The sequence below is a fragment of the Ruegeria sp. C8 genome (genome assembly GCF_056537565.1).
This window is the reverse complement of the sequence record NZ_JBQFRV010000003.1, coordinates 133425-158072: the sequence shown is the minus strand read 5'-3', so window position 1 is coordinate 158072 and position 24648 is coordinate 133425. Positions and strand designations below refer to the sequence as shown.

The window sequence follows — 24648 nt, the reverse complement described above, 5'->3', positions numbered from 1 at the left end:
GTATGCCGCATTCCAATGCCCCGATATGGGCAAATCGACAAAGGAAAAACTTATGGCTTTTGATCTTGATACTGGCAGCACCGGCGGGGAAGGGCCCTGGCTTTCGTGGTCCGCGCGCGGCACGCAAGACGGCACCATCCCAGCGCAGTCATTCTACATTCGTGATGACAGCAATAAGTCCACTTTCGACTTCTCGACCGGTGTTGTGATGGACATCCACAACATGAAAACAGGTTGGCAGAAATCGGACGGCATTCAGGGCGTTGCCCCCGACTGGAAGTGGAATGCAAGCGTTTCGCAGATGATGCCTCAGCCCGGCGATGACTACAAAAAGGGCTTTGAAATCCGGTGCGCTGTTGGCGATGGCGCCACGGCCACATGGCAGCAGGCGGGTGCTGCTGTGTGGGGCGCACTGACCGCACTCGCTCCGCAATTACAGCAGGGTCCAGAAGGCAAACTGCCGTTGGTACAGCTAACCGGGGCAAAGCCCGTGCAGTTCAAGCGTGGCAGCACTGTAGAGCCCATTCTAACCGTCGCGCAGTGGGTCGATCGTCCAGATTGCCTGAAAGAGGGCGCGGCAGCTGGCATTGCGTCTGAAGCCGCGCCACAGCCTGCTCAACAGCCGGAACCGGCACCGCAGCCTGCCGCACAGGCCGCAGTACCGGCTGACGTGTCGTTCTAATCCCTCAAAACAACGCGTCTCGGCCCAAAAGGGCCGGGGCCAACAAAGCATGAATTGCAGGGGCGCGGAAAGTGGTGGCAGTGACAATTACAACGCCGGAAGAACAAGAAATCCGCCGTGACCTTGAGTACATGGTCGCGCGTTGGGGCGAACTTCCTGAAGCCGCTGTCTTTGAAGTGAGAGCATTTAAGGAGGGCGCCTCACCTCAGATTTCGAAGTATTCACCTGATTGGATTGATGAAGCCGTCGATTGGATCGTTGATCTGAACGAGATGGGCTACAACATATACGTCGTTCGAAATCCAATCCGTCAGGACGTCACAGGCAGCGCAACAGACGCGGATATCATCGCCAGTTTCTTTCTGTGGGCTGATTGTGACGACGAAGCCAGCGCTGGCAATGTTTATCGCTTCGATGGGCCTAAATGGACATCTGCCGTCACCACAGGCCGCACGCCTTCAGTGCGTGTGCATACCTATTGGGAACTAAGAGAGCCTTGCCTGGATATGGCCGAGTGGCGGCGCATGCAGGAAACCATCGCTGCTCATTTCAGATCTGACAGCAGCGTCGTGAATCCATCCCGGATCATGCGCGTTGGTGGCACCGTCAGCTATCCGGCCAAGCACAAGCTGGAACGTGGCTACATCAAAGAAGTCACGACGATCCGCACCGAGTACGATGACGGCCGAGCGCCCGTGAGTATGGAACAGATGATCCGTGTGTTTGGGGCTAAAGCGTCCACATCGATCTCATCGATGCCGCCGATCGACACCGGGCCACAGCCTTTGGATAGGGCCCTGGCGGCGGCCAATATTCTGGCTGGTTCAGATTGGCGGGAAAACCTCAAGAAGCTGGTTGCAAGCTATGTCGCCCGCGGATGGACAGACAGCGAGATATCAGATCGTTGTTCTGCGTTCACATTGCCTGGATGGACGCCAGATCAAACGCGCCAAGACGTGCTTGGCTTTATCAAGTGGACCCGTGAGCAGGAGGCAAAAAACGGCGGTCAGTACGCTGTAAGCCCGGAATTGAAATCACAGTCTGACACTTCAAAGATCATCCAGGATTTCAAGATCAAGACGTCAGATGAGTTTCTCGCCGATCTGGAGCCGCTGGAGTATCTGATCGACGGGATCTTGCCGACTGGAGTTGTCTACAGCCTCACAGGCTACCCAGGCCACGGCAAAACCACTCTAGCCATCCAGGTCGGGCTTTCTGTCGCCTTGGGCGGTGATTTCGTTGAGAGGCGTGTTGAGGGCGGCGACGTACTCTTTCTGGCTGGTGAAAACCCATACAACCTCAAATGGCAATACGCTGCCGCATTAGCGGCGCGAGACATAACAACGGCGGATCGCCTGCACTTTGTCGAAGGCCACTTTTCAATCTCCGCAATGATTGAAACGCTTAAGGCTAAAATGGCTGAACTGCCAAACCTGAAGCTCATTATCATCGACAGTTTACAGGCCTTTTTTGAGGGAGATGACGACAACGCCAACATCAAGATGGTTGAGGCCGCACGGCGGTTTCGAGAGGTTGGTGACATAGGCAGTAGGCCCGCCGTTTTGGTCATCGCTCACCCCGCCGGGAAGGAGCCAAAGCGCGATAATCTTGTGCCGCGCGGCGGCGGTGCGTTCCTCGCAGAAATCGATGGCAACCTGACCGTTTGGGGTCACGGTGAGGACATGCAAACCCTGCATCACAGCCCGAAGTTTAGGGGGGCAGGCTTTGAGCCAATTGACTTTGTGATGGCCACTCACGAGTTTTCTCACCTTACCGATACAAACGGCACGCCACTGCGCCTCAAGGTCAGCAGGCAAGCTATGCAGATCGAGCAGGCTACACGCGCTGACAGGCGCAACAGCAGCCTGCGGAACGTTCTCATGGAGCTGTCCGGGCAACCCCGGCTATCACTGCGCGAGCTATCAAGCAGAACCGGAATACCGAAGTCTACGGTCTCTAATCTGATCAATGAGGCGAAGGAAGAGAAGCTTATTCGCCGCCACGCCAAGGGCTGGAAACTCACTGACGGCGGGGAGGAATACCTTGATGTTTGATCAGTTTCTAGCGCCCGAAATCAGGTGTCCAAGAACGGAAAAACGTCTTGGACAGTTTGATGCGTTTTGGGCCGGTTTTTGGCTGGACAAAAGCTGGACAAAAGCTGGACAGCAACTTGGACAGTTTTGCGTCAAACATAAGAAATATAACGAAAAAGAGCAGGTGTCCGAAACTGTCCAGATGGAAATGAAAATCGCAGGTGTCCAGAACCAGTGTCCAAGGGGGGTTTCTTATAACCCCCTGACTGGGACACGCTGGACAGTTTTCAGACGGATCTTCAACAAGGAGCTTATCGGATGACAAAAGCAAAACGCCCCCGTCGCCAACGCAAAGGCGACCGGCTGCTCAACATCGATGCTCGAAAAGCAGAGGTCATGGTCGACCACGCCGTTGCTGGCTTTGATCGCGTGGCATCAGAGACCGAGCGCAAATGGGGATATGATCGGCTGCCTGAGTTGGTATCGCCGGATCTGGCCGCCAAGTACGGCGGCGCCATTGCCTATCTGAATGAGGCAATCCGCGAGAACGACCCGACAAAGGCTGCTGCTGCCGCATCGAACTGCATCAAGGGCATCCGGGCAATGGAGGCGGAGGCAATAGCTGCAGGGCACCGCTCTCCTGAATGCGTGGCGCACTATGAACTGGATGGCTTCTCATTCAGGCTCATAGCCGATGCCTCGGATTCATCAACGTTGCCCAAAGATGGAATTCAGGCATTCACGCTGCGAGAAGTTGCAATAGCGCTTAGGGCTCAGATTGCAGGTCCGATGGTGGCAGAGGCAAAGAAGCACTTTCCGCGTGCTGAAGTCATCGGCATCAAACAGCGCCAACCCGTCGATTGGAAAGCGGGCGGCGATCCTATCCCCTTTTAGGTCCGGAGGCAGCGCGATGATCGCAGAGCAGCAGCTATGGCAAGGCGTCGTCATCAAGGCAATCATTGATGGCTTGAGCAGTGGGGAGATTGAATCTCCGAGAGAGCGGCTTGATCGGCGCGAGTCAGATGCGTGGATCCGGCGGGCAGGTCAGGACTTCAGAGATGTATGTTCAATGGCGGGGCTTGATCCTCAGTTTGTCCGCGATGCCTACACCGATGGTCGGATATCTCTTCAAGCGCTGAACAACTTCGACAAGTGGATGAAAGAGAGGGCTGCTGCATGAAACCCCGCGAGACCTACACCCGCTACGAGGCAGAGCTAGAGCAGGCCCTACGGGCATCTCATAGGCGGGAAGAGAAACAGCGCGCCACGATACAGCGTCTGAGGATACAGCGGGACGAGCTAAACGCACGTAACGCCAAGTTGGAGGGGCAGTGACATGGGCAAGGGAATAGTAGTTGGATTCGGATTTTTTGCGCTTTTGATCATGTGCGCATGGCTCGTTGTTCAATGGGCTGCTTTTATTGCGAAAATGGCGTTGGAGTATGGTGATCTGGCAGGGGTTGCCCTGCTTTTTGGTCCGCCCGCCATATTCATCATCGCGTTTCTTGCGTGGGATGGCCGCCGGGAGGGCCAATGATGGGCAAGGGCGATAGACGGAACCGAAAGCAAAGCATCGGGCTAGATTTGGCCCCAGCACCTCGGAAGAAGGCGCGGGGCAGAAAGCGCATGGAGCAGATCAAGACGACAGGCAGGAACCCACACCGAACAGCACTGGAGGTCAGGGCAAGACAGATGGGGCATGACCCGGACAAGTGGCAGATGATGCAGTTCCAGGCACTCGGAGAGCCAGCAGGGCGCGCTCTTTTTGCAGCACACACGGTAGAGGACGCCGTAGGGCTATGGAGCGTCTACGCGGGGCTTACAAACGCTGAGCGGCGCTATCACAGCGTCTGTCTGGGTAAGTCAATGTCAGCCAAGGTTGCAAAGGTCGAGTTTCTACCAGAGGTGTTCGAGGTAGACCCGGATGAGCAACCAGACCTGCGCGATGAGGATGAACGCCACCGGGATGCGGTAAACGCATGGGACAAATGGCACGGATGGTTTAACCAGTTGAACCTTGGGCAGCGTTCTATCATTCAATCGGTTTCTCGGGGATGGGCCGATCCAATGATAGACGGAACGCTGACAGAGAAGGGCAAAGAGTTTGTAAAGGCTGTAGAAGCTCTATCAGAAGTAGTTGACTAATCTGCGGAACGTGCTAGTATAATTCCATTGAGATTGTTTGCGTACAGAGGCAAATAAGTCATCTTATTCCGAGCCTTCTACTCGATGGTTTCGGTTAGAGCAGAGGGGTCGCCTAAGTTGTGGTAGATGGCGGCGACCCTCTGTTCCTATTCCGCGTTTTGGTGATTTGACTTGATCGTCTAGCGCTCCTACCGTTCTGCCCATTAATCACTATTTTCTATTTTGCCTATTAGGTGAGGCTGAAAGGATAGTTTACATGAGCAATTGGACAATTTGGGGCGTTAGGTTTGTACTGAGTTTGGCAGGAACGGCAGCAGTGGCTTGGTACGTTTCCTTTGCTATCGCCGACTATGTGGTTAGGGCCAACACATCGAGTGCAAATGAAGCAATGAGCGCGCTTCAGTCCTCTATCGACAGGCTGAACGAAAGCGTCATAGTCAACAACACTCAGCTAGCGACCATAAACGACCGGATTGTTGGATTGACGCAGGCAAGTGCCGAGCAGGGCGTTCAGATTGATGTTATCCGCAAGGATCTAGCGAAGGTCCAAAGCTCTGTGCAGGACTACGGCATCGACATCAAGGCAAGCTACGAAGCGATTAGCGAAAACATGCTCGGCTGGACTGAGATTAGGGATATCTATTCGGTGCCGGACGGTCAGCCCGTTCAATGGAAGATAGTTCCTGTAATTGAGGAATAATCCCGCGCTCAAACAACACACGGTAGCCAGCACAGGCAGAACCTGAGCGGATCCTTACAATTGCCGAGAAACACTCAATTGCTAGGCTATTACTAGTTTTTTGGGGGTTGTTATGTTTTTTAAACGTTTGGTTCTACCAATTTTATTGCTTTCCACGCCTATCAGCGCTAGCGCAGTTACCGTGAATGTGGATGGAATAGACTGGGAAATATCTACGATCTATGGAAGTTACGAGGACAATGTTGACCTCTTGCGAAACCAAGTTTGGTATGGTGACTCAGAGCTTTCCAATATATTTGCGCAGACGGCAACAATAACTGCACCGCCCGAACTTCGGGAGGGACCAAATGTTCGTTTTCTCTGGGCTGAACCCAGAGGCTTCTTGACTAGTTGGATATGGATCGAGAGTCTCGATGAGGTGCGACGAAGCAACGACACTGGCCGAGAGGCTGACTACGTTTGGGCGATTGCAGGAGAAGTTTCGCCGGTTCCAATTCCCGCGAGCGCCCTACTCCTAATCGGTGGATTAGGTGCCCTTGGCGTAGCTCGTAGCCGGAGAGGCCGCAAGACGGCCTAAGTCATAGCGTAAAGCGCAACAACATTGAGCCCGTCACCCCGGTGGCGGGTTTTCTTTAAAATCACTGTTTGTGACATCAAAGGCACCTCTGTGCGCTGAGAGAGGTACCCCCTTAGTGCATCAAAACATGTACTTCGCGGGTACGCAGCCGCCCGACTGCGGAAACAACGGGCACCGAATAGCGGGGGATAGGGTGATGCGAGATGAGCTTTCAACCAAGAAGGGGGCTGTTCACTGCGGTCCGTCGCGTTACGCCCCCGGGAAACACTCCATGAAATCGAAAGCACAGAAAGTCTCGGCCCGATTGTGTGGGCCGAAACTCTTCGTCGTGTGCTAGGCCATTAATTATTGAAATGGCTACCTCCTTCCACGTCCTCGATCCGGAAAGTTCTACCAGTACCAAACGCACCGCCACCGAAGGACCCCAGACCACCGCCGAATCCACCTGGATCGCGAACCTCAACCGGTCCTGGTGTCATTCCCGTACCAGCGCCGTATCCTTCAAGGAAACCTTCATTGTGCGTAGACCGGGAGCCTTGGCGATGACTGCCCAATCCTTCAATAGCCCCATTCCCGTACATTATCTGACCGATCTCATCAGCAACATCGTTCGCAAAAGATGCGGTCGTCATCGCCAGCGAAAACGCGACGGAAGTTGTCAGTTTAGTGAGCATATTCATGTCAATCTTCCTTTCTGTTTCGAAGTTAGTAACCGTTGCGAAAGGCTTGCGTATCCCAAGCACTGATTTGATGATGTCAGGTGAACCTGTCATAGACCTGACATGCCAAATATTCATGCAAATAGAAAAAAAATAGATATTTAGAATGGACTATTGTTAGGGAATCAGAGCGCCAATGCCCGGATGGCACAGCACCTCACGACATGAGCGCGGGTACGGCTATCAATGGGTCAAGCTAAGGCAGCACATTCTGCAGCGAGACGGACACCTATGTCAGCCATGTCTGCGCAAGGGTAGACCGACACCAGCGACTGAGGTGGACCACATCATAGGCAAGGCACAGGATGGGACGGATGACCCCGAGAACCTGCAAGCCATATGCCATGACTGCCACGTCGATAAGACGAAGCGCGAGAATGGAACCAAGGAACAGGTGGGAGATGATGGATGGCCAGTCGGTTAGGATCCGATGCAAGTAACGACAAGTTCCCTGGTTGGGCCCGACCCAATCACATCGAACGAACAAAAGTAGGCGTTGTTGTTGTATTTGAAGTAACCGGCGTTCAGCCCGCGCTCCCTGATCATCTCACCGCGCGCAACCACTTGTTCGCTGTCACTTGGTGAAAGGACGGTGGCACTTGCTTGTGTCGCTAGCGCGGCAAAGAAGATAGCCAATAATCCCGAAAGAAGTCTCATATCAAAGTCCTCAAGCTGATGAAATTCTTCACAGCATGCGCACTGAATGACGGTCCCGCAACCCGCAAGGCGGGAAGGGGGTACCTCAATCTTCAGGACCTCTAGCCTAGGGACCGGCGGCGGGAGCCATTTTTTCACATCCACAAAATCGGGATTCAGTTATGGCAGGACGGCCAAGGTTGCCGCAGGAGGTGGCAAGCATCACCGGAGCGGTAGCTAAGAACGCTGGCCGGTTCAAAGATCGGGCGACCCCAAAAGTGCGGTCTCTTGGGCCTGCACCAAAGGCTTTCAACGACGAGCAGAAAGAGCTGTGGGACGAGTTCAATGAAGACTTCCCTTGGCTTGGTCGTTCTGACCGCAAGCTAGTCCGTTCGGCTGTAATGCTGGAATACCAAATGTTGACCGAACCAGAGGTACCGGTCGCCGTATACGCTCAAATGCGCTTGTTGCTTAGTTCAATGGGTGGAACGCCGGTAGACCGCTCGAAGGTAGCCGCGCCGGAAGAAGAAAGCACAGACCCCGCCGATGAGTTCCTTAACTGATCCGGTATCGGCCTACGCTAAGGCCGTAGAGGCAGGCGAGATTGTAGCGGGGCCGCATGTTCGTGATGCGTGTCGGCGGCACTTGGATGACCTGCATACGGCAGGAGATCGCGGCTACTACTTTGATGGCGAAGAGGCCGAGCGGTTTGCGCGGTTCTGTCGGTCGGTGTTGCGGCTAAGTGAGGGCCAGTTTGACGGGGTGCCGTTCGAGCTTCACCCGTCTCAGCATTTCATTTGCGGTTCGCTGTTTGGGTGGAAGCGCAAGCGCGATGGGAAGCGCCGCTTTCGGCGGGCTTACATTGAGCAGGGAAAAGGGAACGGCAAATCCCCCATGGTCGGCGCGATTGGCCTGTATGGTCTGGTTGCTGACGGGGAAGCCGGGGCGCAGATCTACAGCGCTGGTGCCACGAAGGAGCAGGCGGGCATTCTGTTTCGGGATGCGGTCCAGATGGTCGACCAATCGCCAAGCCTGGACAGTAAGATCCGGCGCAGTGGCGGGCCGGGTAGGGAATACAACCTTGCGCACCTGAAAAGCGGTTCATTCTTCCGCCCAGTGTCGCGCGAGACGAAAAAGACAGGTTCGGGACCTCGGCCCCACTTCGCGCTCTGTGATGAGGTGCATGAACACCCAGACGGCGGCGTTATTGAAATCCTAGAGCGGGGCTTCAAGTTCCGAGAGCAGCCGCTACTTATAATGATCACTAACAGCGGGTCGGATCGGCAAAGCATCTGCTGGCAGGAGCGAAAGCATGCCGTTGCTGTTGCGGCCCAAGAGGTCGAAGACGACACAACGTTTGCCTATGTCTGCGCTCTGGATGAAGGCGACGATCCTTTTGAAGATTCATCCTGTTGGATTAAGGCGAACCCGCTGCTTGGTGTGACGATCACCGAGGAGTATTTGGCGCTGCAGGCAAAGCAGGCGCGCGATATTCCAGCCAAGGCCAACGGGATCCGGCGCTTACACTTCTGCGAGTGGACGGATGCCGAAAGCGCTTGGATCAGTCGGGCAGCGTGGGAGGCCATTGAGGACCACACGCTCAACATTGAGGACTTCAAAAAAAAGAGGGCATATGCCGGACTGGACCTTTCGGCGAAAGCCGACCTTACGGCAAAGGCGCTGGTTTTCGAGGATGGTTTCACGGATGACGGCGACCCAAAATTCACCGCCTTCGTCCACGGCTACACGCCAGAGGACACACTGCGAGCGCGGGCAGACAGGGATGGCGCCCCGTATGATCTTTGGGTTGAAGCGGGGTTCTTAACGGCTACGCCGGGGAAAAAGACCCGGCTGGACTATGTGGCGGCTGATCTTATCGAAGATAGCAGCAGTTTTGATTTGGATTTCATCGCCTATGACAACTTCCTGATCGCTGACTTTGAGGCGATTGTCGGAGATATGGGCGCGGTGCTTCCGATGTTGGACCACCCACAGGGCTGGACCAAACGCAAGCGGGAAGCCCCTGACGGGCAGGAAGTCACCCTTTGGATGCCTGGGTCCGTGGATGAGCTGGAAACGCTCATTCTGGAACAGAGAATACGGGTTCATGTGAATCCGGCGCTGCGCTCGGCGGTATCGGGCGCGACTTTCGATACCTCGCCTGCAGATTTGCGGCGGTTCACGAAACACAAGGCCGCTCGGCGGATCGACATGGCTGTTGCGCTCGCAATGGCAGTTGGTGCGGCAACGGCGAGACAGGATGAAGATGCCGCCTCAGTTTATGAGCAGCGCGGCCTTTTGATGATGTGAGACGTATATGGATTTTTTCGGATTGTTCCGGCGCAAGTCGGAGGTTGCGCCTGAACAGCCGAAGGCTATGGGACAAACAATTGCGGTTGGCCCGACAATTGACACGTCTCAGGATTTGGACGGATTTCTGCGCGCAGGCTCGGAAACGGCCTCCGGTGCGACCGTTACGCCTGACGCAGCACTTAACGTGGCAGCAGCAAATCGCTGCGTGACCCTGATATCTGGCGCGGTCGCTACGCTGCCCTTGCATATCGTTCGACGCGACGGAGAATATCGGCGGGAACTGCCCGCGAACGACACTCTTTCTCAATTGATACGGCGAAAGCCGAACCGTTGGCAGTCGCCTTCGCAGTTTCGGCGCATGCTGCAGGCCCACGTTCTCTTGCGCGGCAATGGCTACGCGATGAAGGTCAAGAGCCGCGGTATGACTACGGAATTGGTTCCGATGATGCCTGACAGGGTGCAGCCAAAACAATTGCCGACCGGGGAATTGGTCTATCACTATCAAAAGGCGGGTGGCGCGTCTGTTGTTTTGCCGCAAAGCGAGGTTTTCCACCTACGCGGCCTTTCGCTTGATGGCGTGACCGGTCTTTCGGCGCTGCAATATGCCCGCGAAAGTATCGGCATGGCCATCCAAACAGAAAAGCACGGCGCAACGCTATTTAAGAACGGCGCGAACCCAGGCGCTGTGTTGGAACACCCCAACGCTATCGGAAAAGAGGGCCAAGACGCATTACGGGCCTCCCTGGAGGCTTTTCGAGGCGCTGAAAACGCGAACAAGACGCTGATCCTGGAAGAGGGGATGCAGTGGAAGCCCATGACCATGACGAGCGCAGATGCGCAATTCGTAGAAAACCGGAAATTCACGCGCTCTGAAATTGCGATGTTCTTTGGCGTTCCTCCGCACATGCTGGGTGACACGGAGAAAAGTACGTCCTGGGGAACTGGGATCGAACAGCAGTCAATCGGGTTTGTCACCTACACGCTCCAAGACTGGTTGACCGAGTGGGAAGAGGCAATCAACCGGGATTTGATTCAAGATCCGTCAGTCTCGGCCAAATTCAACGTCAATGGACTGGTTCGCGGCGATATCAAAGCGCGTTGGGAGGCGTACGTGAAGGCGCTTCAATGGGGCGTGTTTAGCCCTGATGAGGTCCGTTCACTAGAGGATATGAACCCCCGCGAGGACGGGGAAGGCGGTCAATACTATGAACCGCCCAACACAGCGGGAGGGCATAATGAGCCTGCGCAAACTACCGAAGATTGAGGCAGTTAAGGCGCTTTCAGGCGTCGAATGGCAACCCAGAATCGATGTTGTTGAACGCTGGAATGCCGGTGTGCGAGCCGCGTCCGAGAATGACACGTCGATTTCTGTTTTAGATGAGATTGGCGAAGATCCATGGACCGGTGGCGGTGTAACGGCAAAGCGTGTTGCTTCTGCGCTGCGCTCCATTGGCCCGCGTGAGGTTCAGGTGAATATCAACTCACCGGGCGGTGACTTCTTTGAGGGCGTGGCGATCTACAACCTGCTGCGTGAACATCAGGCCAAAGTGACCGTCAATGTACTTGGTTTAGCTGCGTCCGCCGCATCCGTCATTGCAATGGCCGGCGATGAAATCAGGGTCGCAAAGACCGGATTCCTGATGATCCACAACGCATGGGGCATCACGGTCGGCAACCGACATGATATGGCTGCGTCTGCGGCAACACTTGAGCCGTTCGACCGGGCTATGCGTGACCTCTACGCGGAGCGCTCGGGCCAATCTTCGGATGATGTAGAATCGTGGATGGACGCTGAAACCTATTTCACCGGCAAGGATGCCGTTGAAAATGGGCTTGCTGATGCGTTTCTCGACGCTGACGCAATTGGAATGGACGAAGATGGCGGTAAACAAGCCTCTGCCATCGCAAGGATTGAAGCGTCTTTGGGCGCACAGGGAATGTCTCGCAAGGAGCGTCGTAGCCTTCTTGCGGAACTACAAGAGGGGCCTGCCGTAGCGGCCCCTAACGTCATGCCGGGCGCTGACTTAGCCGCTGCTCTCCGCAGCAACATCGAAAAACTGACGAAATAGGAGTTTTCTTATGAAAACCTTCGCACAACCCGTTCGCGGGCTTGTCGGTGTGCGCGCTGATGCTGGCACCGATATCAAGGCACTGCTTGATGAGCAGGGCAAAGCGTTTGAAGCCTTCAAGGCGGCGCATGAAAAAGAGGTCACTGACCTGAAAAAAGGCCTGGGCGATGTTGTCCAGTCTGAACAGGTTGACCGCATCAACGCATCCGTTGGTGAACTGCAGACCGCTATCGATGAGGCAAACGCAAAAATTGCGTCTCTGTCGTTGTCTGGTGGTTCGGTCGATGCAGAAACCGACCCCGAATACGTTAAGGCGTTCGGCAACTGGTTCCGTAAGGGGCGCGGCGAGACCGAAGTTGAGGCTATGCAGGCAACCGGCATTCGTGCGGCCATGTCTGTCGGCACTGATGCTGACGGCGGCTATCTGGCTCCAACCGAATGGGACCGCACTATTGTCGACAAGCTAAAAATCGTTTCGCCCATGCGTCAGATCGCTGGGCAGATTTCGATTGGCGGCAACGGCTTTACCCGGTTGTACAACGACCGTGCGACTGCGTCGGGCTGGGTTGGTGAAACCGCAGCGCGTCCGACCACAGGTCAGGCGCAGTTTGGCCAGTTGACCTTCAACACCGGCGAAGTCTACGCCAACCCGAAGGCAACGCAGCGCGTTCTGGATGATGCTCTGGTCGACATCGAGTCCTGGCTGGCGATGGAGGTAGAGACCGAGTTTTCCTATCAGGAGAATGTGGCCTTCATCTCGGGCGATGGCACCAACAAGCCGAACGGTCTGTTGACCTACGCCACCGGCGGCGCAAATGCAGCCACACGCCCTTGGGGTGTGATCCCGGAGGTTGCTTCCGGTGCAGCGGCGGCACTCACCGTCGATGGCCTGATTGATCTCGTTTACGACCTGCCGACCGAGCGTAGCGCGAATGCGCGGTTTATCATGAACCGCAAAACTCACGCCGCTGTTCGTAAGTTGAAAGATGGCGACGGCAATCTGATTTGGCAGCGCGGCCTTGCGCCAGGTGAACCATCGACAATTCTTGGCCAGCCGGTCACGGAAATGGCGGCAATGCCGGATGTAGCGGCCAACGCATATCCGATTGCCTTCGGCGATTTCCAGCGCGGTTATCTGATTGTTGACCGTGTCGGTATCCGCATCACGCGCGATCCCTACACGGACAAACCTAACGTGCAGTTCTACACGACCAAGCGCGTTGGTGGCGGCGTAAACGACCCCGAGTCGCTGCGCCTGCACAAAGTTGAAGCCTAAGCGCTCAAGCTTTCCAGAAGGGGCGGCGAGTTCGCCCCTTTCGATGGTTTGAGAGGTGACCCCATGAAAGCAACTAAAGCGATTTACGCTGTTCCAGACGGTGAGGTTTACCCCGTCAAACTGGAAAAGGGTGACGAAATCCCTGAAAACATGGAAAAAGTGGCCGAAAAGCTTGGCGCTACGCCCAATAAGAAGGCCGCGCAGGGCAAATGACCCCGGTCCTTGTTTCAGCGCCAACCGAAGCGCCAGTTTCTCTTTCTCGGGTGAAAACGCATCTTCGCGTGGATCACTCGGAAGAGGATTTGTTGATTATAGACCTAATCAACGCTGCCGTGTCCTATCTGGATGGCTGGTCGGGTGTTCTGGGTCGCTGCGTGGTGTCTCAGACATGGCGCTTTGGTGTTCGTGACTGGTCTGACTGCATCCGGCTTCCGTTTCCGAATGTGGCTTCGGTCACAATCACCTATCAGGACACCGATGACACAGAGCAGACTGTTGCCCCGGCGGAATACGAGATTATTCAGGACACTCTTGGTTCTGTTGTGCGCTTCAAGGATGCGTTTTCAGAGCCTTCAGTACACGACGACACCCTAGAACCCATTACCGTTACTCTAACGGCGGGATATGGCGGCTCTGGTGTTGTTCCGGCTGCGCTTAAGCAGGCAATATTGCTACTGGTGACGCACTGGTACGAAAACCGGGCTTCGGTCACAGAGATGCGCTTGAGTGAAGCGCCTATGGCATTCCGGGCGCTGATCGAGCCGCACCGGCACAAGGTGGTGTGATGGCTCGGCGTCCACAAGTCGGCCAGCTATCCGAGCGGATCACGTTTCAGGCTTATAGCGAGACGTCAAACGGCGCGGGCGGGTTCACAAAGACCTGGGCTGATTTGTCGAGCGTGCCGAAGGTATGGGCGCATGTCGCGCCAAAGCGTGGGATCGAAGGTCTGCTTGAGGGCCGCATGAATGCATCCGCGACGTATGTCTTTAAGATCCGGCAGCGGTCGGACCTTGATGAAGCCATGCGAATTCAGTGGCGGGGCGAGACCTACAACATTCGTTCGATCATGCGTGAAAGTCCGCGCTCTATGTATTTGCAGATCGAGGCTGAGCGGGGCGTTTCGAATTGAAACCGACTGTGGAGATCACCGGCATTGATGACGTGAATCGTATCTTTGAGGATGTGGGGCCTCGACAGGCACATAACCTCATGCGCTCCACGATCCACGGCATCGCGGGCGAAATGCGCAAGGAAAGCCGCAAGCTGGCCCCAAAAGATGAAGGCGATCTAAAGAAGTCGATCAAGGCGAAGCGGGAACGAACACCGCACGGAAAGTACCTCTCTACCGTTCGTGTCGCGCCAAAAGCATTCTATTGGCGATTTCTGGAATACGGTCAGGGCCCAGACAACGTGGAGCATGCTTTTTTCATGCGTACAGTCGAGAAATTCCGCCCAAAGCTGAATGACATCTTTGTTCAGCAGTTTGGCAAGAAATGGGAGGCGGCGCTTAAACGTGCCGCAAAGCGCAATGGGGGTTGAGGTTGAGCTGCAGCGGGCGCTGTATTCGCAGCTAGTTGCGGCATCTATCGGCGCATCAGTCTTTGAGACTACGCCCCAGGCATCAGATGGCGGCAATAGCGGTGTTTTCCCGTATGTCACAATCGGGCGCGCGATAATCACCGAACTGGACACGCAGACCACGAACGGATTTTCCGCGCAGATCCGCATCCACACATGGAGCCGCACAGGCGAAATGCTTGAGTGCAAAGGCATCCAGGGCGCGATGTATGCGGCCCTTCATCGTTCTGAAATGACGATAACAGGTTTCAACAATTTCTCGCTGTTACGCGAGGACACAGATTGCTTTGCCGAAGAAGACGGCAGGGTTCATGGGGTGTGTGAATATCGCGCCCTTATTGAGAGCGCATAAGCGCAAAGCCCATAGATGGAGACTAAATCATGGCGAAAGAAGCTGGGCGCCTATGCGTCATCAAAATCGGAGGCACTACAGTTGGCGGAGGCCGCACAGTTGGCATCACGGTCAATGGATCCCCGATCAATGTGGAAACTCAGACCGACAACGGCGTTGCGACCTATTTGGATGGGGTTCTAACGGGCCAGTCGCTGGAACTCACGATTGATGGATACGAAGAGGATAACGTTCTGCGTGACATCTCGTTGGGTGCTGCCTCGGGCAAGTTCCTTAGCAACCTGACATTTGAATTCCCCAATGGGGATGAGGTGTCGGGCGATTTCGTGATGACCGCCTATTCGGAGACCGGCGCGTTTGAGGACGGGCAGACGTTCACATCGACCTTCAGCAGCGATGGAGCGTGGACCTTCACGCCGTCCGTCTAATGAAAGGTTTTGAGCCGGTAAAACTTAGCTGGAAGGGTGAGGACTACACTGTTCCAGCAGAAGACCAATTGATGCTGATTGCGTCGATTGAAGACGCTCTAACGGGCGGTAATGGCGGGCAAGCTATCAGCGTTCTGATGCAGCCTAACGGGCCGTCATATGTGCGACTGTCTCGGGCCTTCGGTGCCGCGTTGCGCCATGCTGGGGCCGAGGTATCTGATGATGAAGTCTATCTTTCAATCATGGATGACTTCGCAAAACAGGACTCGTCCGTTGCTGTGAAGGTTCAAGCTTCAATTATGGGCCTGTTGGCAATTGTTGCGCCCCCTGTGGCGCTGTCGTTGGCTCCCAACAGTAAAAAAAAGTCTCAGGAAAGTTCGAAGGCAGCGGAATCGTAAAGACGTTGCATGATCTCACAGTCGGCAGCGAATGGGTTTCAGCCGCAGAGTTCTGGCGCATGTCGCCGGGGCAAGTGTGGTGGTTGATACAGGCCAAGTTGCCGGATGATTTCCAACAGCGCGGCAACGAAATGGTTGAGGTTGTCGAGATGGTAAAGGCTGCTAAGCGAAAGGACGCTGCGTAATGGCAAAAGTCGTTGGCGATGTCGCCATTGCCGTTGGCGGCGATGCTTCTGGCCTCGTTCGGGAACTCAAAAAAGCCGGAAATTCGGTCAAAGGCTTTGAGCGCAATGCGGAAAGCATGTCGCGCAAGATGGCAAAGATCGGTGTCGCGGTTGCTGCTTCTGCCGCTGCAATGGGCGTTGGCTTCTTGGTCTCAGCCCGAAATGCGGCTGCCTCTGCCAAGGAAATTCAGAACCTTTCGCGCGTTGCTGGCGTTGGCGCAGAGGAGTTTCAAAAGCTCGCCATAGCGGGTGAAGAAGTCGGGTTTTCCCAGGAGAAGATGGCCGACATCTTCAAGGACGTGAACGACAAATTCGGCGACTTCCTTGCCAATGGTGCAGGGCCTCTGAAAGACTTCTTTGAGAACATCGCCCCGGCTGTTGGCGTAACAGCGGACCAGTTCGCAAACCTATCGGGGCCTGAAGCTCTGCAGCTTTATGTTTCCTCGCTGGAAAAGGCAAACGTCAGCCAACAGCAGATGACCTTCTACCTTGAGGCGCTGGCGAGCGATGCGACGGCTCTGGCTCCACTTCTTCGCAACAACGGGCAAGAACTCAAGCGCCTTGGCGATGGGGCCCAAAACGCGGGCCGGATCATCAGCAATGACCTTATTGACCAAGGCGCGCGGCTAGATGAAAAGCTTCGCGACCTGTCCCGCACAATCGAGGACAAGGCTAAGGTTGCAATCCTAGAATACGCCGATGAGATTGAGGCGCTGGCAACTTGGGTTGCAGATGTTGGTATTCCGGCATTGGTTGATTTCGGAAAGGGTTTCGTTGCCTTTGTTGAGGATTTGCAGCCTGCCATTGATGGGCTTCGCAAGTTCATGTCTCTCGTCGGTGCGGCGGCTGGCGTTGATGGAGGGGCTGTTGCAGAATACAGCGCTGCAGAACAGAACCGGCGCAATCAAAGTCTTGGCGCAGATCCGAACGACAAAGGCGATCCGTCCAACTCAGGGACGTTCTATTGGGACCCTGAAAGAGGAGAAGTAGTTGAATACTCCGACAACACACCCGCGATTCCGGGATCGACTGCGCCAGCCGTCAGTATTACTTCAATCCCGCCTAGTTCTGGCGGCGGGCGTCGTCGCAGCGGTGGCGGTGGTGGTCTAGGCCTGGACAACTTCGAGGCATTTCAAGCGCGCTTGGCTACAGAGGCCGAGCAACTTGAAATCTGGCGCGAAGAGCAGATGGAAAAACTCCAGGAATATCGTGATGCAAAAATCGCGACCGAGGAGGAGTACAACGAGCTTGAAGCTGCGATCACCCGTGAACACGCCGAGCGGCTTGCAGATATTGAACAGGCGTCTATGCGAACCAAGCTCGGGAAGTTCAAAGGAGCCTTCCGGGATCTATCGTCGCTCATGCAGACGGAAAACGAAAAGCTGTTTGAGATTGGAAAGGCGGCGTCACTCGCAAACGCGATTGTCAATGGGCATGAAGCTGCGTCAGAGGCTTGGAACAAAGGCATGGCTATTGGTGGCCCCCCAGTTGCTGCAGCGTTCACGGCTGCATCTGTTCTCAAGACGGGTGCGTTGATCCAAAGCATTCAGTCCGCCAACTCGCGCGGGACGTCGGCAGGCTATAGCGGTGGCGTTGGCGGTGCTACTACACCTTCTGCGGCTCCTTCTGAATCGTCACAGACCAGCAATGGCCTTGACTTGCGCATTCAAGGTATCAACTCGGATGATCTCTACCGAGGTCGCGACGTTAGAACTCTGTTTGAAGAACTGATGGAAGAAGCTGAGGACCGAGGCTTTAGAAGCATTGCCTTCGTTTGACATTCTCAGAGAGGTGCGCGTAGCGTCTGGAATTGAACTAAGAATTTGAGAGGTCCGAAATTGAAGTCTCTTGCGGCGCTACTTATTGCCATTCCTTTTTCTTTGAGTGCTCAGGAAGCGCCCACCCCTTTAGAATTTATGAGGGGCATAGATGGATACGAAGTTAAGCTGAGCGGCCGGATAGTTTTTCTCGAGGACGAAAATCAATTTGCTTACTATGAACGCGACCGGAATTATGGGCACACTAAGTTCATCGCATTTGTGGACTCTGGGCGAGAAGACCGCGTCAAGATTCAAGAAGAATGCGGTCGATCCCCGCCACTCATGATGCCAAACGCCTGCAAAATAGAAGCGAGGGGCGCAGTGGAAACAACTGGGTCTCAAGTTCGAGTTAGCATCACTGAAGTGACCTCGCTCGAAAGGTAGGACTTACACAGCTTAGCCGGTTTTAGAAACCGCAGGCTCACCCAACACTTTAAAGACCAACCTAAAACCCTGCTTCGGTGGGGTCATTTGCATTGGGAATCCCTGGATGACAATCGTTTCTCCGATTGGGTACACGCTACCCGCCAACGACATGCCATTGACGCATGCGCGCATATTGCATCGGCGGAATTGGTTGACCGGTGGGGCAATCACGGCGTCCAGCACGGCGGATAACTTCTTTGCCTCTGCGCCAAACAACAGCCTGACCTATGAAGCATGGCGCCCATCAACGACCGGCCTTGAAACATGGGAGTATGACCACGGCAGCGCTGTGGAATGTGATTGTGTCGCCATCGCGGCCCACGACCTGGGAACGCAGGCCGCAACGGTCTCGATCCAATATTGGAACGGGTTTTCATGGGTCGATCTTGTTGCCGCGTTTACCCCAACCGATGACAGCCACATCATGGCTATTTTTGAACCTGTCACAGCGCAGCGTTGGCGGGTTGGCATCCAGACATCTGAGGCCACGCCGGGACAGATCGCGGTGATCCGGGTAGGCAAGGCCCTTCAGATGGAGCGTCCAATCTATGGCGGGCATGCTCCGTTGGTCTTTGGTCGTCGCACTGAGTACCGGACCAACGTTTCAAACACCGGGGAATTCCTTGGGATGACGAAGCAGCGCACAGCGCTGGCAACAGCCTTTGAGTGGCAAAACGTAACAGCGACTTGGGTTCGGTCGAATTGGTCGGATATGCAGCGAGCTGCAGAGGACGACGCCGTTTTCATTGCTTGGAGGCCCGAGACCTTTGAGGATGTCGGGTTTGGCCGCGTGACTGGCACGCCCTCAGCTTCGAACATGGGCATTCGTGATTTGATGACCGTTGGCTTCAGCCTTCAAGGGTATTCGCATGACTGAAACAACAGTCGGACGTGAGCCGGTTCTGATTGTTGCGCTGCAACAGCCGTTCTGCGCAAATACATTCGGTGTAGCGCCATGCACGGCGACAGGCACGAACGATCAGCGCTGCTACAACACACGCAGCTCCTGCAAAGACGCGCCGAACTTCGCGTTGGGGACACCGCTTAGCCTCTATTTTTCAAGGGGCAACAAGGCGGATAAGACTGTGCAGGGCCTCAGCAACGTTCTGCCATTTCTTCAAGGCGTGTCGACTGCACCAACCAAAATCAATCTGGCAACGTCGGACAGGAATTCGCAAGGCATTGGGCAGCGCGCAGTCTGCACGGTTACGTTCAAGGACGTGCCGCATACGGATCAGATCGTTGACCCCTATATTGACGGGCGGTCTTGGGATCCGATGGACGGGACACGCGGCACCTTCTGGACACGTTGGCTCGCGCGCAACAAATACCGCACCGGCGCGCAAATCGTGATCTACGAGGGGTATGCAGGCCAGACACTCGCAGAGATGCGGACACGCCGGTATTTTCTTACCGAGGTCTCGCAGGTTGCCAATGGCCGTATCACCATTAAGGGAAAAGACCCTCTGGCGCGGCTGGAAGAGCGCAAGGCCCAGATACCACCAGTCAGCCCTGGCCTGCTTTATGAAGACATTGATGCATCTGTAACAAGCTTCGAAGTCGCGCGTGCTGTCGAGGCGGACTACCCGGCAACCGGAACCCTGCGGATCAATGACGAGATCATGACCTACACCAGTAGGGCAGATAGCACCAATGGGGTCACCTTCTCTGGTGTCACACGTGGCACTGATAACAGCGAGGCTGAAGACCATAGTGTTGATGACGCGGTTCAAGAGTGCCGCCGATACACCGAACTATCAATGGATGAGGCTCTTGAAAGCATTTGCTTAGAGTCGGGTATAGACGCCGCGTGGCTGGATACTGTCAATTGGGCCGCAGAGGCTTCAGAGCATCGCAGCTTCTACCGCTTAAACACGCTGATCACCGAGCCAGAGCCTGCTGTGTCATTGGTCTCGCAGATCCATGAGCAATGCGCTTGCTACATCTGGTGGGATGAGCGCGCGAGCCTCATCAAGCTTAAGGCCATCCGTGGTATTGACGAAGAGCCACCGGTTTTGACCGATGCCAGCAACATCCTGAAAGGTCTGAGGTTTGTAGAGAAGCCTAAGCAGCGCACTTCGCAAGTCTGGGTCTACTACAATCAGACCGATTTCACTAAGAAATGGGACGATCAAGCGGCTTATCAGCCGCAGTTTGTGCTTGCGGATTTAGATAGCGAAACGCCCGAGAAATACGGGGAGCCGTCTATTCGGAAGATATATGCGCGCTGGCTGCGCACTGACGCTCTTGCGCAGAGTACTGCGTCCAAAATCATCACCCGATACGTTGACATTCCACGGCAGGCTACTTTCCGCGTTGACGCCAAGGACCGGCAGTATTGGGTTAGCGACACGTTCACCTTGCAGCACAGCCTTGATGTGGACGAGTTTGGCGCGCGCCGAAGCACGAATTGGACGATCATATCCGCAGAAGAAAAGGTGAGCGGCGAGGTCATAGAGTACGTGGCTGAAGACACCACCCTGAACGGTCGCATTCACTACATCATGGCCGCTGATGCTGCCGATTATCCTGGCGCGGACGATGCGCCTTTCCGAAATTTTTACATAGGCGATGCAACCGGGCTTCTGTCCGATGGCTCGCCTTGCGCGAGGATTTCATAGATGCCCGCATACACTGGAATTGCAAACGGCGACATCGACCAGGACAGCCCTGGAACTCAGCCTTTGTTCACAGCCCTCCGCGACGACCCAATTGCTTTGGTAGAGGGGCAACCGACCGCCCCTACCAACCAAGCCATGTGGCACCCCTACAACCGCACGATTAACGCCGGAAGCGGTGACGGGATACTTTGGGAACAGGCAGTTGACGGCAGTATCGGATCTGTTGAGACGCCGGATCTTGAGGTTGGCTATCAGTACGCGTTCCTAGTGGATCGTGTAAGTTCATCGGCCTCTTTTACTATCAACGTTGAAGCGCGCCGTTCAATAGACGGTGTTTACATGCCTGCGGTTAGTACTATGGCCAGTCAAGCACTTAGCAGTAGTGTTGCGGTTGGCTTTATTGAATTCAACGATGCGACCAATTTATCGCTCACTCATGGGGTGTCTGCCAGCATAGCTTCAGGGGCGGGAACCTCAAATGGGGATTCAAGGTGTGCTTCTTGGGTATATACAACCACCCCATGGAGGATTGATCGACTCCGTATCCGGCCATCGTCGGGCAGCTTTGATCTTGGCAAAATATATCTTCTTCGTCGCAAGTGGGAGGCCCCGGAATGACGACTGCTCTGACTTATGACGAAAATGGGGAAAAGGTCTTCACCACCTATACCGATGAAGAGTGGGCGGCGATGAACCCACCTTCCACGGTAGAGGATGTAAAGGCAGAGGCGAACCGGCGCATTCTTGAAATTATCCCGGAATGGAAGCAGCGAAACCTGCTTGCACAAGCCGCCCGGCTAAATCGAAAGCCAATGGCGGAATGGACGCCCGAAGAGGTCGCGCAGGTTGAGGCAGGTGATGCCATCTGGGAACAGGTTGAGGCGATCCGCGCGCGCTCAAATGAGATAGAGGAAATCGACCCAATCCCCTCAGACATCACTGATGACACTCTTTGGAGTGCGGTGGGGGTGGAATGACCGGCTCGAAGGAACCTTGGCACCTAGACAAGCGTGTCCCCCTCGCGCTGATCGTTACCATTCTGGGGCAAACGCTGCTAGCGGGGTGGTTTGCCGCAAACCTGTCAACCCGGATCGAAACTCTTGAACGAGACGTTGAGCGACAACGGTTGGTAGACCAGACGCAGACCGAAGCAATTCACCGAGCCGAGCGCCAGGACGTGGCGCAAAGCCAGAAGCTCGAAAACATCCTCGATATCGTAGAGCGCATGGACCGACGCCTAGAGCGCTTGACGGGTCAAAATTGAGGTAAACCGATGACAGTTGATTGGCGCTGGGTTCAATCCCGGCTGCACGACCTTGGATTCAATCCGGGGCCGATTGATGGTGTGCGTGGTCCAAGAACCGACGCTGCCGTTGTCGCGTTCAAAAAGTCAGTCGGCTTTCGCGCGCGCCCATTCGTAGGCCCCCTTACTTTGGAAGCGCTGGATCCTGCACCCGATAAGACAAGTATTCCTTGGATGTCCGAGGCCATGCGGGTGAAGGGACTTCACGAGCAGCGAAACGTGAACGCACTACGCCGGTGGTTCGACTCCTCAGTGTCTTGGATCGACCCTCGGGAGGTTCCTTGGTGCGGTGCGTTCGTCGCCACCTGCTACCGGCAATGGGACAAGGACATCCAAATTCCAAACAACCCACTCGGCGCCCGTAATTGGCGTGAGTTTGGGATTCCCACTCACCCTGTTCTGGGGGCTTGCCTATTGTTCTGGCGAGGGTCCCCGCAGGGGTGGAAAGGCCATGTCGGTTTTTACTACGGCGAGGACGAAACGCATTTTCATGTGCTCGGCGGCAACCAATCCAATGCCGTCACAGTCTCTCGCATCGTCAAGACTCGGCTGCTGACCGCTCGCTGGCCTAATGGCCAAGAGGTAACCGGAACGCCGGTAAAGATCACGCCAAGCGGCGTAAAAATCACAGAAAACGAAGCCTAAGAGGTGAATCATGAAGTTCACTATCCCCGCCATTCTGGCGGCTCTCTCGCTTGCGGCCTGTGGCTGGGACGCTGAGCGCAAACAAGCGGTAGCGGATGCTGCTCTAGTTCGAGTCCAGATGCTGAACGCTCAGGGCGTTGATCCGGTCAAACTGGATGAAACCCAGTTAGCCTGGTTGGCTAGTAGCTGCGCGCTGATCCAAGTGGCTTTCCCTGAGGCCTCTGATGACGTCGCACGTACTTGTGCGGTTGCAATGGAGGCAGCGAAATGAACGGCACAAAAGGTTTTTTCGCATCAAAAGGCATCTGGGGCGGTCTGATCGCTATCGTTGCCTCTGCTGGACAGATCCTTGAGGTCGCCGCACCTGTTGTGGGTCCAATGATGGGCTACGATATCACGCCCGCCGACACGCAAGAGGCAAAGGGATACGTGCTGTCCATTGTCGGCGCCGCTGGTGGTTTGCTGGCTATTCTCGGCCGAGTTCGAGCATCCAAGAAAATCGGCTGACCCACGTGCCGGGGTGCGTCGCAAATCATCACAATCCAACCCACAAGAACAGGCATGGCAAACACCATCTACCGGCGTCGGGTATCAGGCTCGCTACCTCCAAACATGAAAGGATGTCCTATCAACCTAGCAGACGTCCCTGTTCTGCAAACAACTCCGCCCGTCAGCTCCGCGCTGGCGGGCTTTTTTGTTTTTAGGGTGTTGTAAACGACTCCGTTCGGCCTCAGTTTGGATTGGGATTTTCAAAAAAGGATTGCTTCACATGGCTTTAACGATGGGTTTGGATACTAAGAAAGTAGAGTTACTGTTTCGCTCGGCGCTCTTAGAAGATGCCACAACAGTGAACGAGCGATTTGCAGCAATCATTGCTGACATAGACATTCATGACGACGACGAGGTTTGGATTTCAATAAGCGATGACCTTTGGCCCGACATAGAAAAGGCAAACAAAGTTGAGGAGCTTGCAAAGCTGCTTTGGGTGGAAATCCAGTGGGAAGGCACGATGGGAGAGTTCCCGTTCGCTTGGCCGAGTTTAGGAGAACACACCAACGACACCGCTACCTATTTCAAAATGGTGCTGGACGCTTACGGCGGGCAAAAGCCGGAATAGGGGCGAGTGGTATAGACTTGGAACAGGAGACTAAAGCGCAGTACGATCTGCGCATGGAACAGGCAAGGCTAGAGCACGAGATTCACCGAGGGGATCTCCGCTCAAGCAACCAGTCAGCGATTGAGTTCTCGTCTATTGCTGCAAAAGCACTCCTTTTGACTAACGGTGGTGCTGTTATTGCTGTGCTTGGATTCGTTGCAACGATTGCGGGTGGAGATGGTGCTTTGCGGATTGATATCCGTGCCGCCGCTGATGCACTGGTTTGGTTCGCGTGGGGGGTCGCAGCATCTGTCGTTGTTTCTCTTCTTTCATACTTGGTCATGTATTTAGAGGCCGAATATGAGGCGCGCTCAATATATGTTTGGGAATACCCATTCATACTGAAAGAAAAGGGTGCCAATGCGCTTTGGTGGATGCGAGTGTTAACTCAGTTGACAGCTTTCTGCACCGCTATAAGCGCACTTGTGTTCTTCTTCGCGGGCATTGATGCCGTTGTGAGTGTTGTTAACGGTTCAACCACTGAGAAAGGTGCGAACTGTTGGGGCCTTGCAGGCAATTGGTGGTTTTTTTGCAGGATACCGTAGTG

Annotated in this window: 37 protein-coding genes; 35 read left to right on the top strand and 2 right to left on the bottom strand. The window is 55.0% G+C overall.

Going from position 1 to position 24648, the window contains the following annotated elements:
- Positions 1-52: 52 nt before the first annotated feature.
- The 10 genes from ACR0KL_RS06100 (at position 53) to ACR0KL_RS06055 (ending at position 6137) form a co-directional block, all read left to right on the top strand.
- Positions 53-682, top strand: coding sequence for a hypothetical protein (locus ACR0KL_RS06100; protein ID WP_480776782.1), 630 nt, complete (start codon positions 53-55; stop codon positions 680-682).
- Between the two features lie 71 nt (positions 683-753).
- A complete protein-coding gene (locus ACR0KL_RS06095) occupies positions 754-2736 on the top strand; it encodes an AAA family ATPase (protein ID WP_480776781.1) in 1983 nt (660 codons plus the stop codon).
- Positions 2729-3037, top strand: coding sequence for a hypothetical protein (locus tag ACR0KL_RS06090; protein ID WP_480776780.1), 309 nt, complete (start codon positions 2729-2731; stop codon positions 3035-3037). The genes ACR0KL_RS06095 and ACR0KL_RS06090 overlap by 8 nt, the downstream gene beginning before the upstream one ends.
- Complete coding sequence (locus tag ACR0KL_RS06085) at positions 3034-3609, top strand: hypothetical protein (protein ID WP_480776779.1); 576 nt, start codon at positions 3034-3036, stop codon at positions 3607-3609. Before ACR0KL_RS06090 ends, ACR0KL_RS06085 begins: the two co-directional genes overlap by 4 nt.
- Positions 3610-3625: 16 nt before the next feature.
- Entirely contained in the window at positions 3626-3895 is a 270-nt protein-coding gene (locus ACR0KL_RS06080; protein ID WP_480776778.1) for a hypothetical protein, read from the top strand.
- Positions 3892-4050, top strand: coding sequence for a hypothetical protein (locus ACR0KL_RS06075; RefSeq protein WP_480776777.1), 159 nt, complete (start codon positions 3892-3894; stop codon positions 4048-4050). Before ACR0KL_RS06080 ends, ACR0KL_RS06075 begins: the two co-directional genes overlap by 4 nt.
- Position 4051: 1 nt before the next feature.
- On the top strand, positions 4052-4252 hold the full coding sequence (locus tag ACR0KL_RS06070) for a hypothetical protein (RefSeq protein WP_480776776.1): 201 nt from the start codon (positions 4052-4054) through the stop codon (positions 4250-4252).
- An 89-nt stretch (positions 4253-4341) separates the two neighbouring features.
- Complete coding sequence (locus ACR0KL_RS06065) at positions 4342-4860, top strand: hypothetical protein (protein WP_480776775.1); 519 nt, start codon at positions 4342-4344, stop codon at positions 4858-4860.
- 256 nt (positions 4861-5116) lie between these two features.
- Positions 5117-5560, top strand: a complete 444-nt coding sequence (locus ACR0KL_RS06060) for a hypothetical protein (RefSeq protein WP_480776774.1) — start codon at positions 5117-5119, stop codon at positions 5558-5560.
- A gap of 112 nt (positions 5561-5672) precedes the next feature.
- Positions 5673-6137, top strand: coding sequence for a VPLPA-CTERM sorting domain-containing protein (locus ACR0KL_RS06055; protein ID WP_480776773.1), 465 nt, complete (start codon positions 5673-5675; stop codon positions 6135-6137).
- A gap of 341 nt (positions 6138-6478) precedes the next feature.
- On the opposite strand, the gene ACR0KL_RS06050 is transcribed toward ACR0KL_RS06055, so the two are convergent.
- Positions 6479-6910, bottom strand: a complete 432-nt coding sequence (locus ACR0KL_RS06050) for a hypothetical protein (protein ID WP_480776772.1) — start codon at positions 6908-6910, stop codon at positions 6479-6481.
- A gap of 82 nt (positions 6911-6992) precedes the next feature.
- Between ACR0KL_RS06050 and ACR0KL_RS06045 the strand changes: the two genes are divergently transcribed.
- Complete coding sequence (locus ACR0KL_RS06045) at positions 6993-7280, top strand: HNH endonuclease (protein WP_480776771.1); 288 nt, start codon at positions 6993-6995, stop codon at positions 7278-7280.
- Here ACR0KL_RS06045 and ACR0KL_RS06040 read toward each other — a convergent pair.
- Entirely contained in the window at positions 7277-7513 is a 237-nt protein-coding gene (locus tag ACR0KL_RS06040) for a hypothetical protein (protein WP_480776770.1), read from the bottom strand. The genes ACR0KL_RS06045 and ACR0KL_RS06040 overlap by 4 nt on opposite strands.
- A 161-nt stretch (positions 7514-7674) precedes the next feature.
- Here ACR0KL_RS06040 and ACR0KL_RS06035 point away from each other — a divergent pair, with 161 nt between their 5' ends.
- The 24 genes from ACR0KL_RS06035 to ACR0KL_RS05920 all read left to right on the top strand — a co-directional run bounded on the left by ACR0KL_RS06035 (position 7675) and on the right by ACR0KL_RS05920 (position 24646).
- A complete protein-coding gene (locus ACR0KL_RS06035; protein WP_480776769.1) occupies positions 7675-8055 on the top strand; it encodes a hypothetical protein in 381 nt (126 codons plus the stop codon).
- Positions 8039-9802 carry a terminase large subunit gene (locus ACR0KL_RS06030; RefSeq protein WP_480776768.1) on the top strand — a complete coding sequence of 588 codons (1764 nt, stop codon included), beginning with the start codon at positions 8039-8041 and terminating at the stop codon, positions 9800-9802. Before ACR0KL_RS06035 ends, ACR0KL_RS06030 begins: the two co-directional genes overlap by 17 nt.
- A gap of 7 nt (positions 9803-9809) precedes the next feature.
- Positions 9810-11069, top strand: a complete 1260-nt coding sequence (locus ACR0KL_RS06025; RefSeq protein ID WP_480776767.1) for a phage portal protein — start codon at positions 9810-9812, stop codon at positions 11067-11069.
- A complete protein-coding gene (locus tag ACR0KL_RS06020; protein WP_480776766.1) occupies positions 11041-11874 on the top strand; it encodes a head maturation protease, ClpP-related in 834 nt (277 codons plus the stop codon). Before ACR0KL_RS06025 ends, ACR0KL_RS06020 begins: the two co-directional genes overlap by 29 nt.
- A gap of 10 nt (positions 11875-11884) precedes the next feature.
- Positions 11885-13150: a phage major capsid protein gene (locus ACR0KL_RS06015; RefSeq protein WP_480776765.1), complete on the top strand. Its 1266-nt coding sequence runs from the start codon at positions 11885-11887 to the stop codon at positions 13148-13150.
- A gap of 63 nt (positions 13151-13213) precedes the next feature.
- Positions 13214-13363, top strand: a complete 150-nt coding sequence (locus ACR0KL_RS06010) for a hypothetical protein (protein WP_480776764.1) — start codon at positions 13214-13216, stop codon at positions 13361-13363.
- Complete coding sequence (locus ACR0KL_RS06005) at positions 13360-13935, top strand: head-tail connector protein (protein ID WP_480776763.1); 576 nt, start codon at positions 13360-13362, stop codon at positions 13933-13935. The genes ACR0KL_RS06010 and ACR0KL_RS06005 overlap by 4 nt, the downstream gene beginning before the upstream one ends.
- Positions 13935-14279: a phage head closure protein gene (locus ACR0KL_RS06000; RefSeq protein WP_480776762.1), complete on the top strand. Its 345-nt coding sequence runs from the start codon at positions 13935-13937 to the stop codon at positions 14277-14279. The genes ACR0KL_RS06005 and ACR0KL_RS06000 overlap by 1 nt, the downstream gene beginning before the upstream one ends.
- Complete coding sequence (locus ACR0KL_RS05995; protein ID WP_480776761.1) at positions 14276-14689, top strand: HK97-gp10 family putative phage morphogenesis protein; 414 nt, start codon at positions 14276-14278, stop codon at positions 14687-14689. The genes ACR0KL_RS06000 and ACR0KL_RS05995 overlap by 4 nt, the downstream gene beginning before the upstream one ends.
- Positions 14679-15080, top strand: a complete 402-nt coding sequence (locus tag ACR0KL_RS05990) for a DUF3168 domain-containing protein (RefSeq protein WP_480776760.1) — start codon at positions 14679-14681, stop codon at positions 15078-15080. The genes ACR0KL_RS05995 and ACR0KL_RS05990 overlap by 11 nt, the downstream gene beginning before the upstream one ends.
- Positions 15081-15109: 29 nt before the next feature.
- Positions 15110-15508 carry a phage tail protein gene (locus ACR0KL_RS05985; protein ID WP_480776759.1) on the top strand — a complete coding sequence of 133 codons (399 nt, stop codon included), beginning with the start codon at positions 15110-15112 and terminating at the stop codon, positions 15506-15508.
- A complete protein-coding gene (locus ACR0KL_RS05980) occupies positions 15508-15906 on the top strand; it encodes a hypothetical protein (RefSeq protein WP_480776758.1) in 399 nt (132 codons plus the stop codon). The genes ACR0KL_RS05985 and ACR0KL_RS05980 overlap by 1 nt, the downstream gene beginning before the upstream one ends.
- Positions 15907-15911: 5 nt before the next feature.
- Positions 15912-16091, top strand: coding sequence for a hypothetical protein (locus ACR0KL_RS05975; protein ID WP_480776757.1), 180 nt, complete (start codon positions 15912-15914; stop codon positions 16089-16091).
- The gene (locus ACR0KL_RS05970; protein ID WP_480776756.1) at positions 16091-17908 is read left to right on the top strand and encodes a hypothetical protein; all 1818 of its coding nucleotides are present in this window, start codon (positions 16091-16093) and stop codon (positions 17906-17908) included. Before ACR0KL_RS05975 ends, ACR0KL_RS05970 begins: the two co-directional genes overlap by 1 nt.
- 532 nt (positions 17909-18440) lie before the next feature.
- Positions 18441-19253, top strand: a complete 813-nt coding sequence (locus ACR0KL_RS05965; protein ID WP_480776755.1) for a hypothetical protein — start codon at positions 18441-18443, stop codon at positions 19251-19253.
- Complete coding sequence (locus ACR0KL_RS05960) at positions 19246-20997, top strand: hypothetical protein (RefSeq protein ID WP_480776754.1); 1752 nt, start codon at positions 19246-19248, stop codon at positions 20995-20997. Before ACR0KL_RS05965 ends, ACR0KL_RS05960 begins: the two co-directional genes overlap by 8 nt.
- A complete protein-coding gene (locus ACR0KL_RS05955) occupies positions 20998-21615 on the top strand; it encodes a hypothetical protein (RefSeq protein WP_480776753.1) in 618 nt (205 codons plus the stop codon). It begins immediately after the preceding gene.
- A complete protein-coding gene (locus ACR0KL_RS05950) occupies positions 21612-21974 on the top strand; it encodes a hypothetical protein (protein ID WP_480776752.1) in 363 nt (120 codons plus the stop codon). Before ACR0KL_RS05955 ends, ACR0KL_RS05950 begins: the two co-directional genes overlap by 4 nt.
- Positions 21971-22261, top strand: coding sequence for a hypothetical protein (locus ACR0KL_RS05945; RefSeq protein ID WP_480776751.1), 291 nt, complete (start codon positions 21971-21973; stop codon positions 22259-22261). The genes ACR0KL_RS05950 and ACR0KL_RS05945 overlap by 4 nt, the downstream gene beginning before the upstream one ends.
- A 9-nt stretch (positions 22262-22270) precedes the next feature.
- The gene (locus tag ACR0KL_RS05940; RefSeq protein WP_480776750.1) at positions 22271-22945 is read left to right on the top strand and encodes an NlpC/P60 family protein; all 675 of its coding nucleotides are present in this window, start codon (positions 22271-22273) and stop codon (positions 22943-22945) included.
- 10 nt (positions 22946-22955) lie between these two features.
- Entirely contained in the window at positions 22956-23216 is a 261-nt protein-coding gene (locus tag ACR0KL_RS05935) for a hypothetical protein (protein ID WP_480776749.1), read from the top strand.
- Positions 23213-23452, top strand: a complete 240-nt coding sequence (locus ACR0KL_RS05930; RefSeq protein WP_480776748.1) for a hypothetical protein — start codon at positions 23213-23215, stop codon at positions 23450-23452. The genes ACR0KL_RS05935 and ACR0KL_RS05930 overlap by 4 nt, the downstream gene beginning before the upstream one ends.
- A 262-nt stretch (positions 23453-23714) precedes the next feature.
- On the top strand, positions 23715-24062 hold the full coding sequence (locus ACR0KL_RS05925) for a hypothetical protein (protein ID WP_480776747.1): 348 nt from the start codon (positions 23715-23717) through the stop codon (positions 24060-24062).
- Between the two features lie 17 nt (positions 24063-24079).
- Positions 24080-24646, top strand: a complete 567-nt coding sequence (locus ACR0KL_RS05920; RefSeq protein ID WP_480776746.1) for a hypothetical protein — start codon at positions 24080-24082, stop codon at positions 24644-24646.
- Positions 24647-24648 lie beyond the last annotated feature (2 nt).

What these genes read in the sequence shown, in the direction of transcription:
- ACR0KL_RS06085 (WP_480776779.1), top strand. Translation starts at nt 3,034, where the DNA reads ATGACAAAAGCAAAACGCCCCCGTCGCCAACGCAAAGGCGACCGGCTG.
- ACR0KL_RS05980 (WP_480776758.1), top strand. Translation starts at nt 15,508, where the DNA reads ATGAAAGGTTTTGAGCCGGTAAAACTTAGCTGGAAGGGTGAGGACTAC.
- ACR0KL_RS06025 (WP_480776767.1), top strand. Translation starts at nt 9,810, where the DNA reads ATGGATTTTTTCGGATTGTTCCGGCGCAAGTCGGAGGTTGCGCCTGAA.
- ACR0KL_RS06005 (WP_480776763.1), top strand. Translation starts at nt 13,360, where the DNA reads ATGACCCCGGTCCTTGTTTCAGCGCCAACCGAAGCGCCAGTTTCTCTT.
- ACR0KL_RS05970 (WP_480776756.1), top strand. Translation starts at nt 16,091, where the DNA reads ATGGCAAAAGTCGTTGGCGATGTCGCCATTGCCGTTGGCGGCGATGCT.
- ACR0KL_RS06030 (WP_480776768.1), top strand. Translation starts at nt 8,039, where the DNA reads ATGAGTTCCTTAACTGATCCGGTATCGGCCTACGCTAAGGCCGTAGAG.
- ACR0KL_RS06100 (WP_480776782.1), top strand. Translation starts at nt 53, where the DNA reads ATGGCTTTTGATCTTGATACTGGCAGCACCGGCGGGGAAGGGCCCTGG.
- ACR0KL_RS05940 (WP_480776750.1), top strand. Translation starts at nt 22,271, where the DNA reads ATGACAGTTGATTGGCGCTGGGTTCAATCCCGGCTGCACGACCTTGGA.
- ACR0KL_RS05985 (WP_480776759.1), top strand. Translation starts at nt 15,110, where the DNA reads ATGGCGAAAGAAGCTGGGCGCCTATGCGTCATCAAAATCGGAGGCACT.
- ACR0KL_RS06050 (WP_480776772.1), bottom strand. Translation starts at nt 6,910, where the DNA reads ATGACAGGTTCACCTGACATCATCAAATCAGTGCTTGGGATACGCAAG.
- ACR0KL_RS05990 (WP_480776760.1), top strand. Translation starts at nt 14,679, where the DNA reads ATGGGGGTTGAGGTTGAGCTGCAGCGGGCGCTGTATTCGCAGCTAGTT.
- ACR0KL_RS06010 (WP_480776764.1), top strand. Translation starts at nt 13,214, where the DNA reads ATGAAAGCAACTAAAGCGATTTACGCTGTTCCAGACGGTGAGGTTTAC.
- ACR0KL_RS06075 (WP_480776777.1), top strand. Translation starts at nt 3,892, where the DNA reads ATGAAACCCCGCGAGACCTACACCCGCTACGAGGCAGAGCTAGAGCAG.
- ACR0KL_RS06080 (WP_480776778.1), top strand. Translation starts at nt 3,626, where the DNA reads ATGATCGCAGAGCAGCAGCTATGGCAAGGCGTCGTCATCAAGGCAATC.
- ACR0KL_RS06055 (WP_480776773.1), top strand. Translation starts at nt 5,673, where the DNA reads ATGTTTTTTAAACGTTTGGTTCTACCAATTTTATTGCTTTCCACGCCT.
- ACR0KL_RS05960 (WP_480776754.1), top strand. Translation starts at nt 19,246, where the DNA reads ATGACTGAAACAACAGTCGGACGTGAGCCGGTTCTGATTGTTGCGCTG.
- ACR0KL_RS05925 (WP_480776747.1), top strand. Translation starts at nt 23,715, where the DNA reads ATGGCTTTAACGATGGGTTTGGATACTAAGAAAGTAGAGTTACTGTTT.
- ACR0KL_RS06040 (WP_480776770.1), bottom strand. Translation starts at nt 7,513, where the DNA reads ATGAGACTTCTTTCGGGATTATTGGCTATCTTCTTTGCCGCGCTAGCG.
- ACR0KL_RS06090 (WP_480776780.1), top strand. Translation starts at nt 2,729, where the DNA reads ATGTTTGATCAGTTTCTAGCGCCCGAAATCAGGTGTCCAAGAACGGAA.
- ACR0KL_RS05930 (WP_480776748.1), top strand. Translation starts at nt 23,213, where the DNA reads ATGAACGGCACAAAAGGTTTTTTCGCATCAAAAGGCATCTGGGGCGGT.
- ACR0KL_RS05965 (WP_480776755.1), top strand. Translation starts at nt 18,441, where the DNA reads ATGACAATCGTTTCTCCGATTGGGTACACGCTACCCGCCAACGACATG.
- ACR0KL_RS06035 (WP_480776769.1), top strand. Translation starts at nt 7,675, where the DNA reads ATGGCAGGACGGCCAAGGTTGCCGCAGGAGGTGGCAAGCATCACCGGA.
- ACR0KL_RS06065 (WP_480776775.1), top strand. Translation starts at nt 4,342, where the DNA reads ATGGAGCAGATCAAGACGACAGGCAGGAACCCACACCGAACAGCACTG.
- ACR0KL_RS05935 (WP_480776749.1), top strand. Translation starts at nt 22,956, where the DNA reads ATGAAGTTCACTATCCCCGCCATTCTGGCGGCTCTCTCGCTTGCGGCC.
- ACR0KL_RS05945 (WP_480776751.1), top strand. Translation starts at nt 21,971, where the DNA reads ATGACCGGCTCGAAGGAACCTTGGCACCTAGACAAGCGTGTCCCCCTC.
- ACR0KL_RS06015 (WP_480776765.1), top strand. Translation starts at nt 11,885, where the DNA reads ATGAAAACCTTCGCACAACCCGTTCGCGGGCTTGTCGGTGTGCGCGCT.
- ACR0KL_RS06045 (WP_480776771.1), top strand. Translation starts at nt 6,993, where the DNA reads ATGCCCGGATGGCACAGCACCTCACGACATGAGCGCGGGTACGGCTAT.
- ACR0KL_RS05950 (WP_480776752.1), top strand. Translation starts at nt 21,612, where the DNA reads ATGACGACTGCTCTGACTTATGACGAAAATGGGGAAAAGGTCTTCACC.
- ACR0KL_RS06070 (WP_480776776.1), top strand. Translation starts at nt 4,052, where the DNA reads ATGGGCAAGGGAATAGTAGTTGGATTCGGATTTTTTGCGCTTTTGATC.
- ACR0KL_RS06060 (WP_480776774.1), top strand. Translation starts at nt 5,117, where the DNA reads ATGAGCAATTGGACAATTTGGGGCGTTAGGTTTGTACTGAGTTTGGCA.
- ACR0KL_RS06020 (WP_480776766.1), top strand. Translation starts at nt 11,041, where the DNA reads ATGAGCCTGCGCAAACTACCGAAGATTGAGGCAGTTAAGGCGCTTTCA.
- ACR0KL_RS06000 (WP_480776762.1), top strand. Translation starts at nt 13,935, where the DNA reads ATGGCTCGGCGTCCACAAGTCGGCCAGCTATCCGAGCGGATCACGTTT.
- ACR0KL_RS05955 (WP_480776753.1), top strand. Translation starts at nt 20,998, where the DNA reads ATGCCCGCATACACTGGAATTGCAAACGGCGACATCGACCAGGACAGC.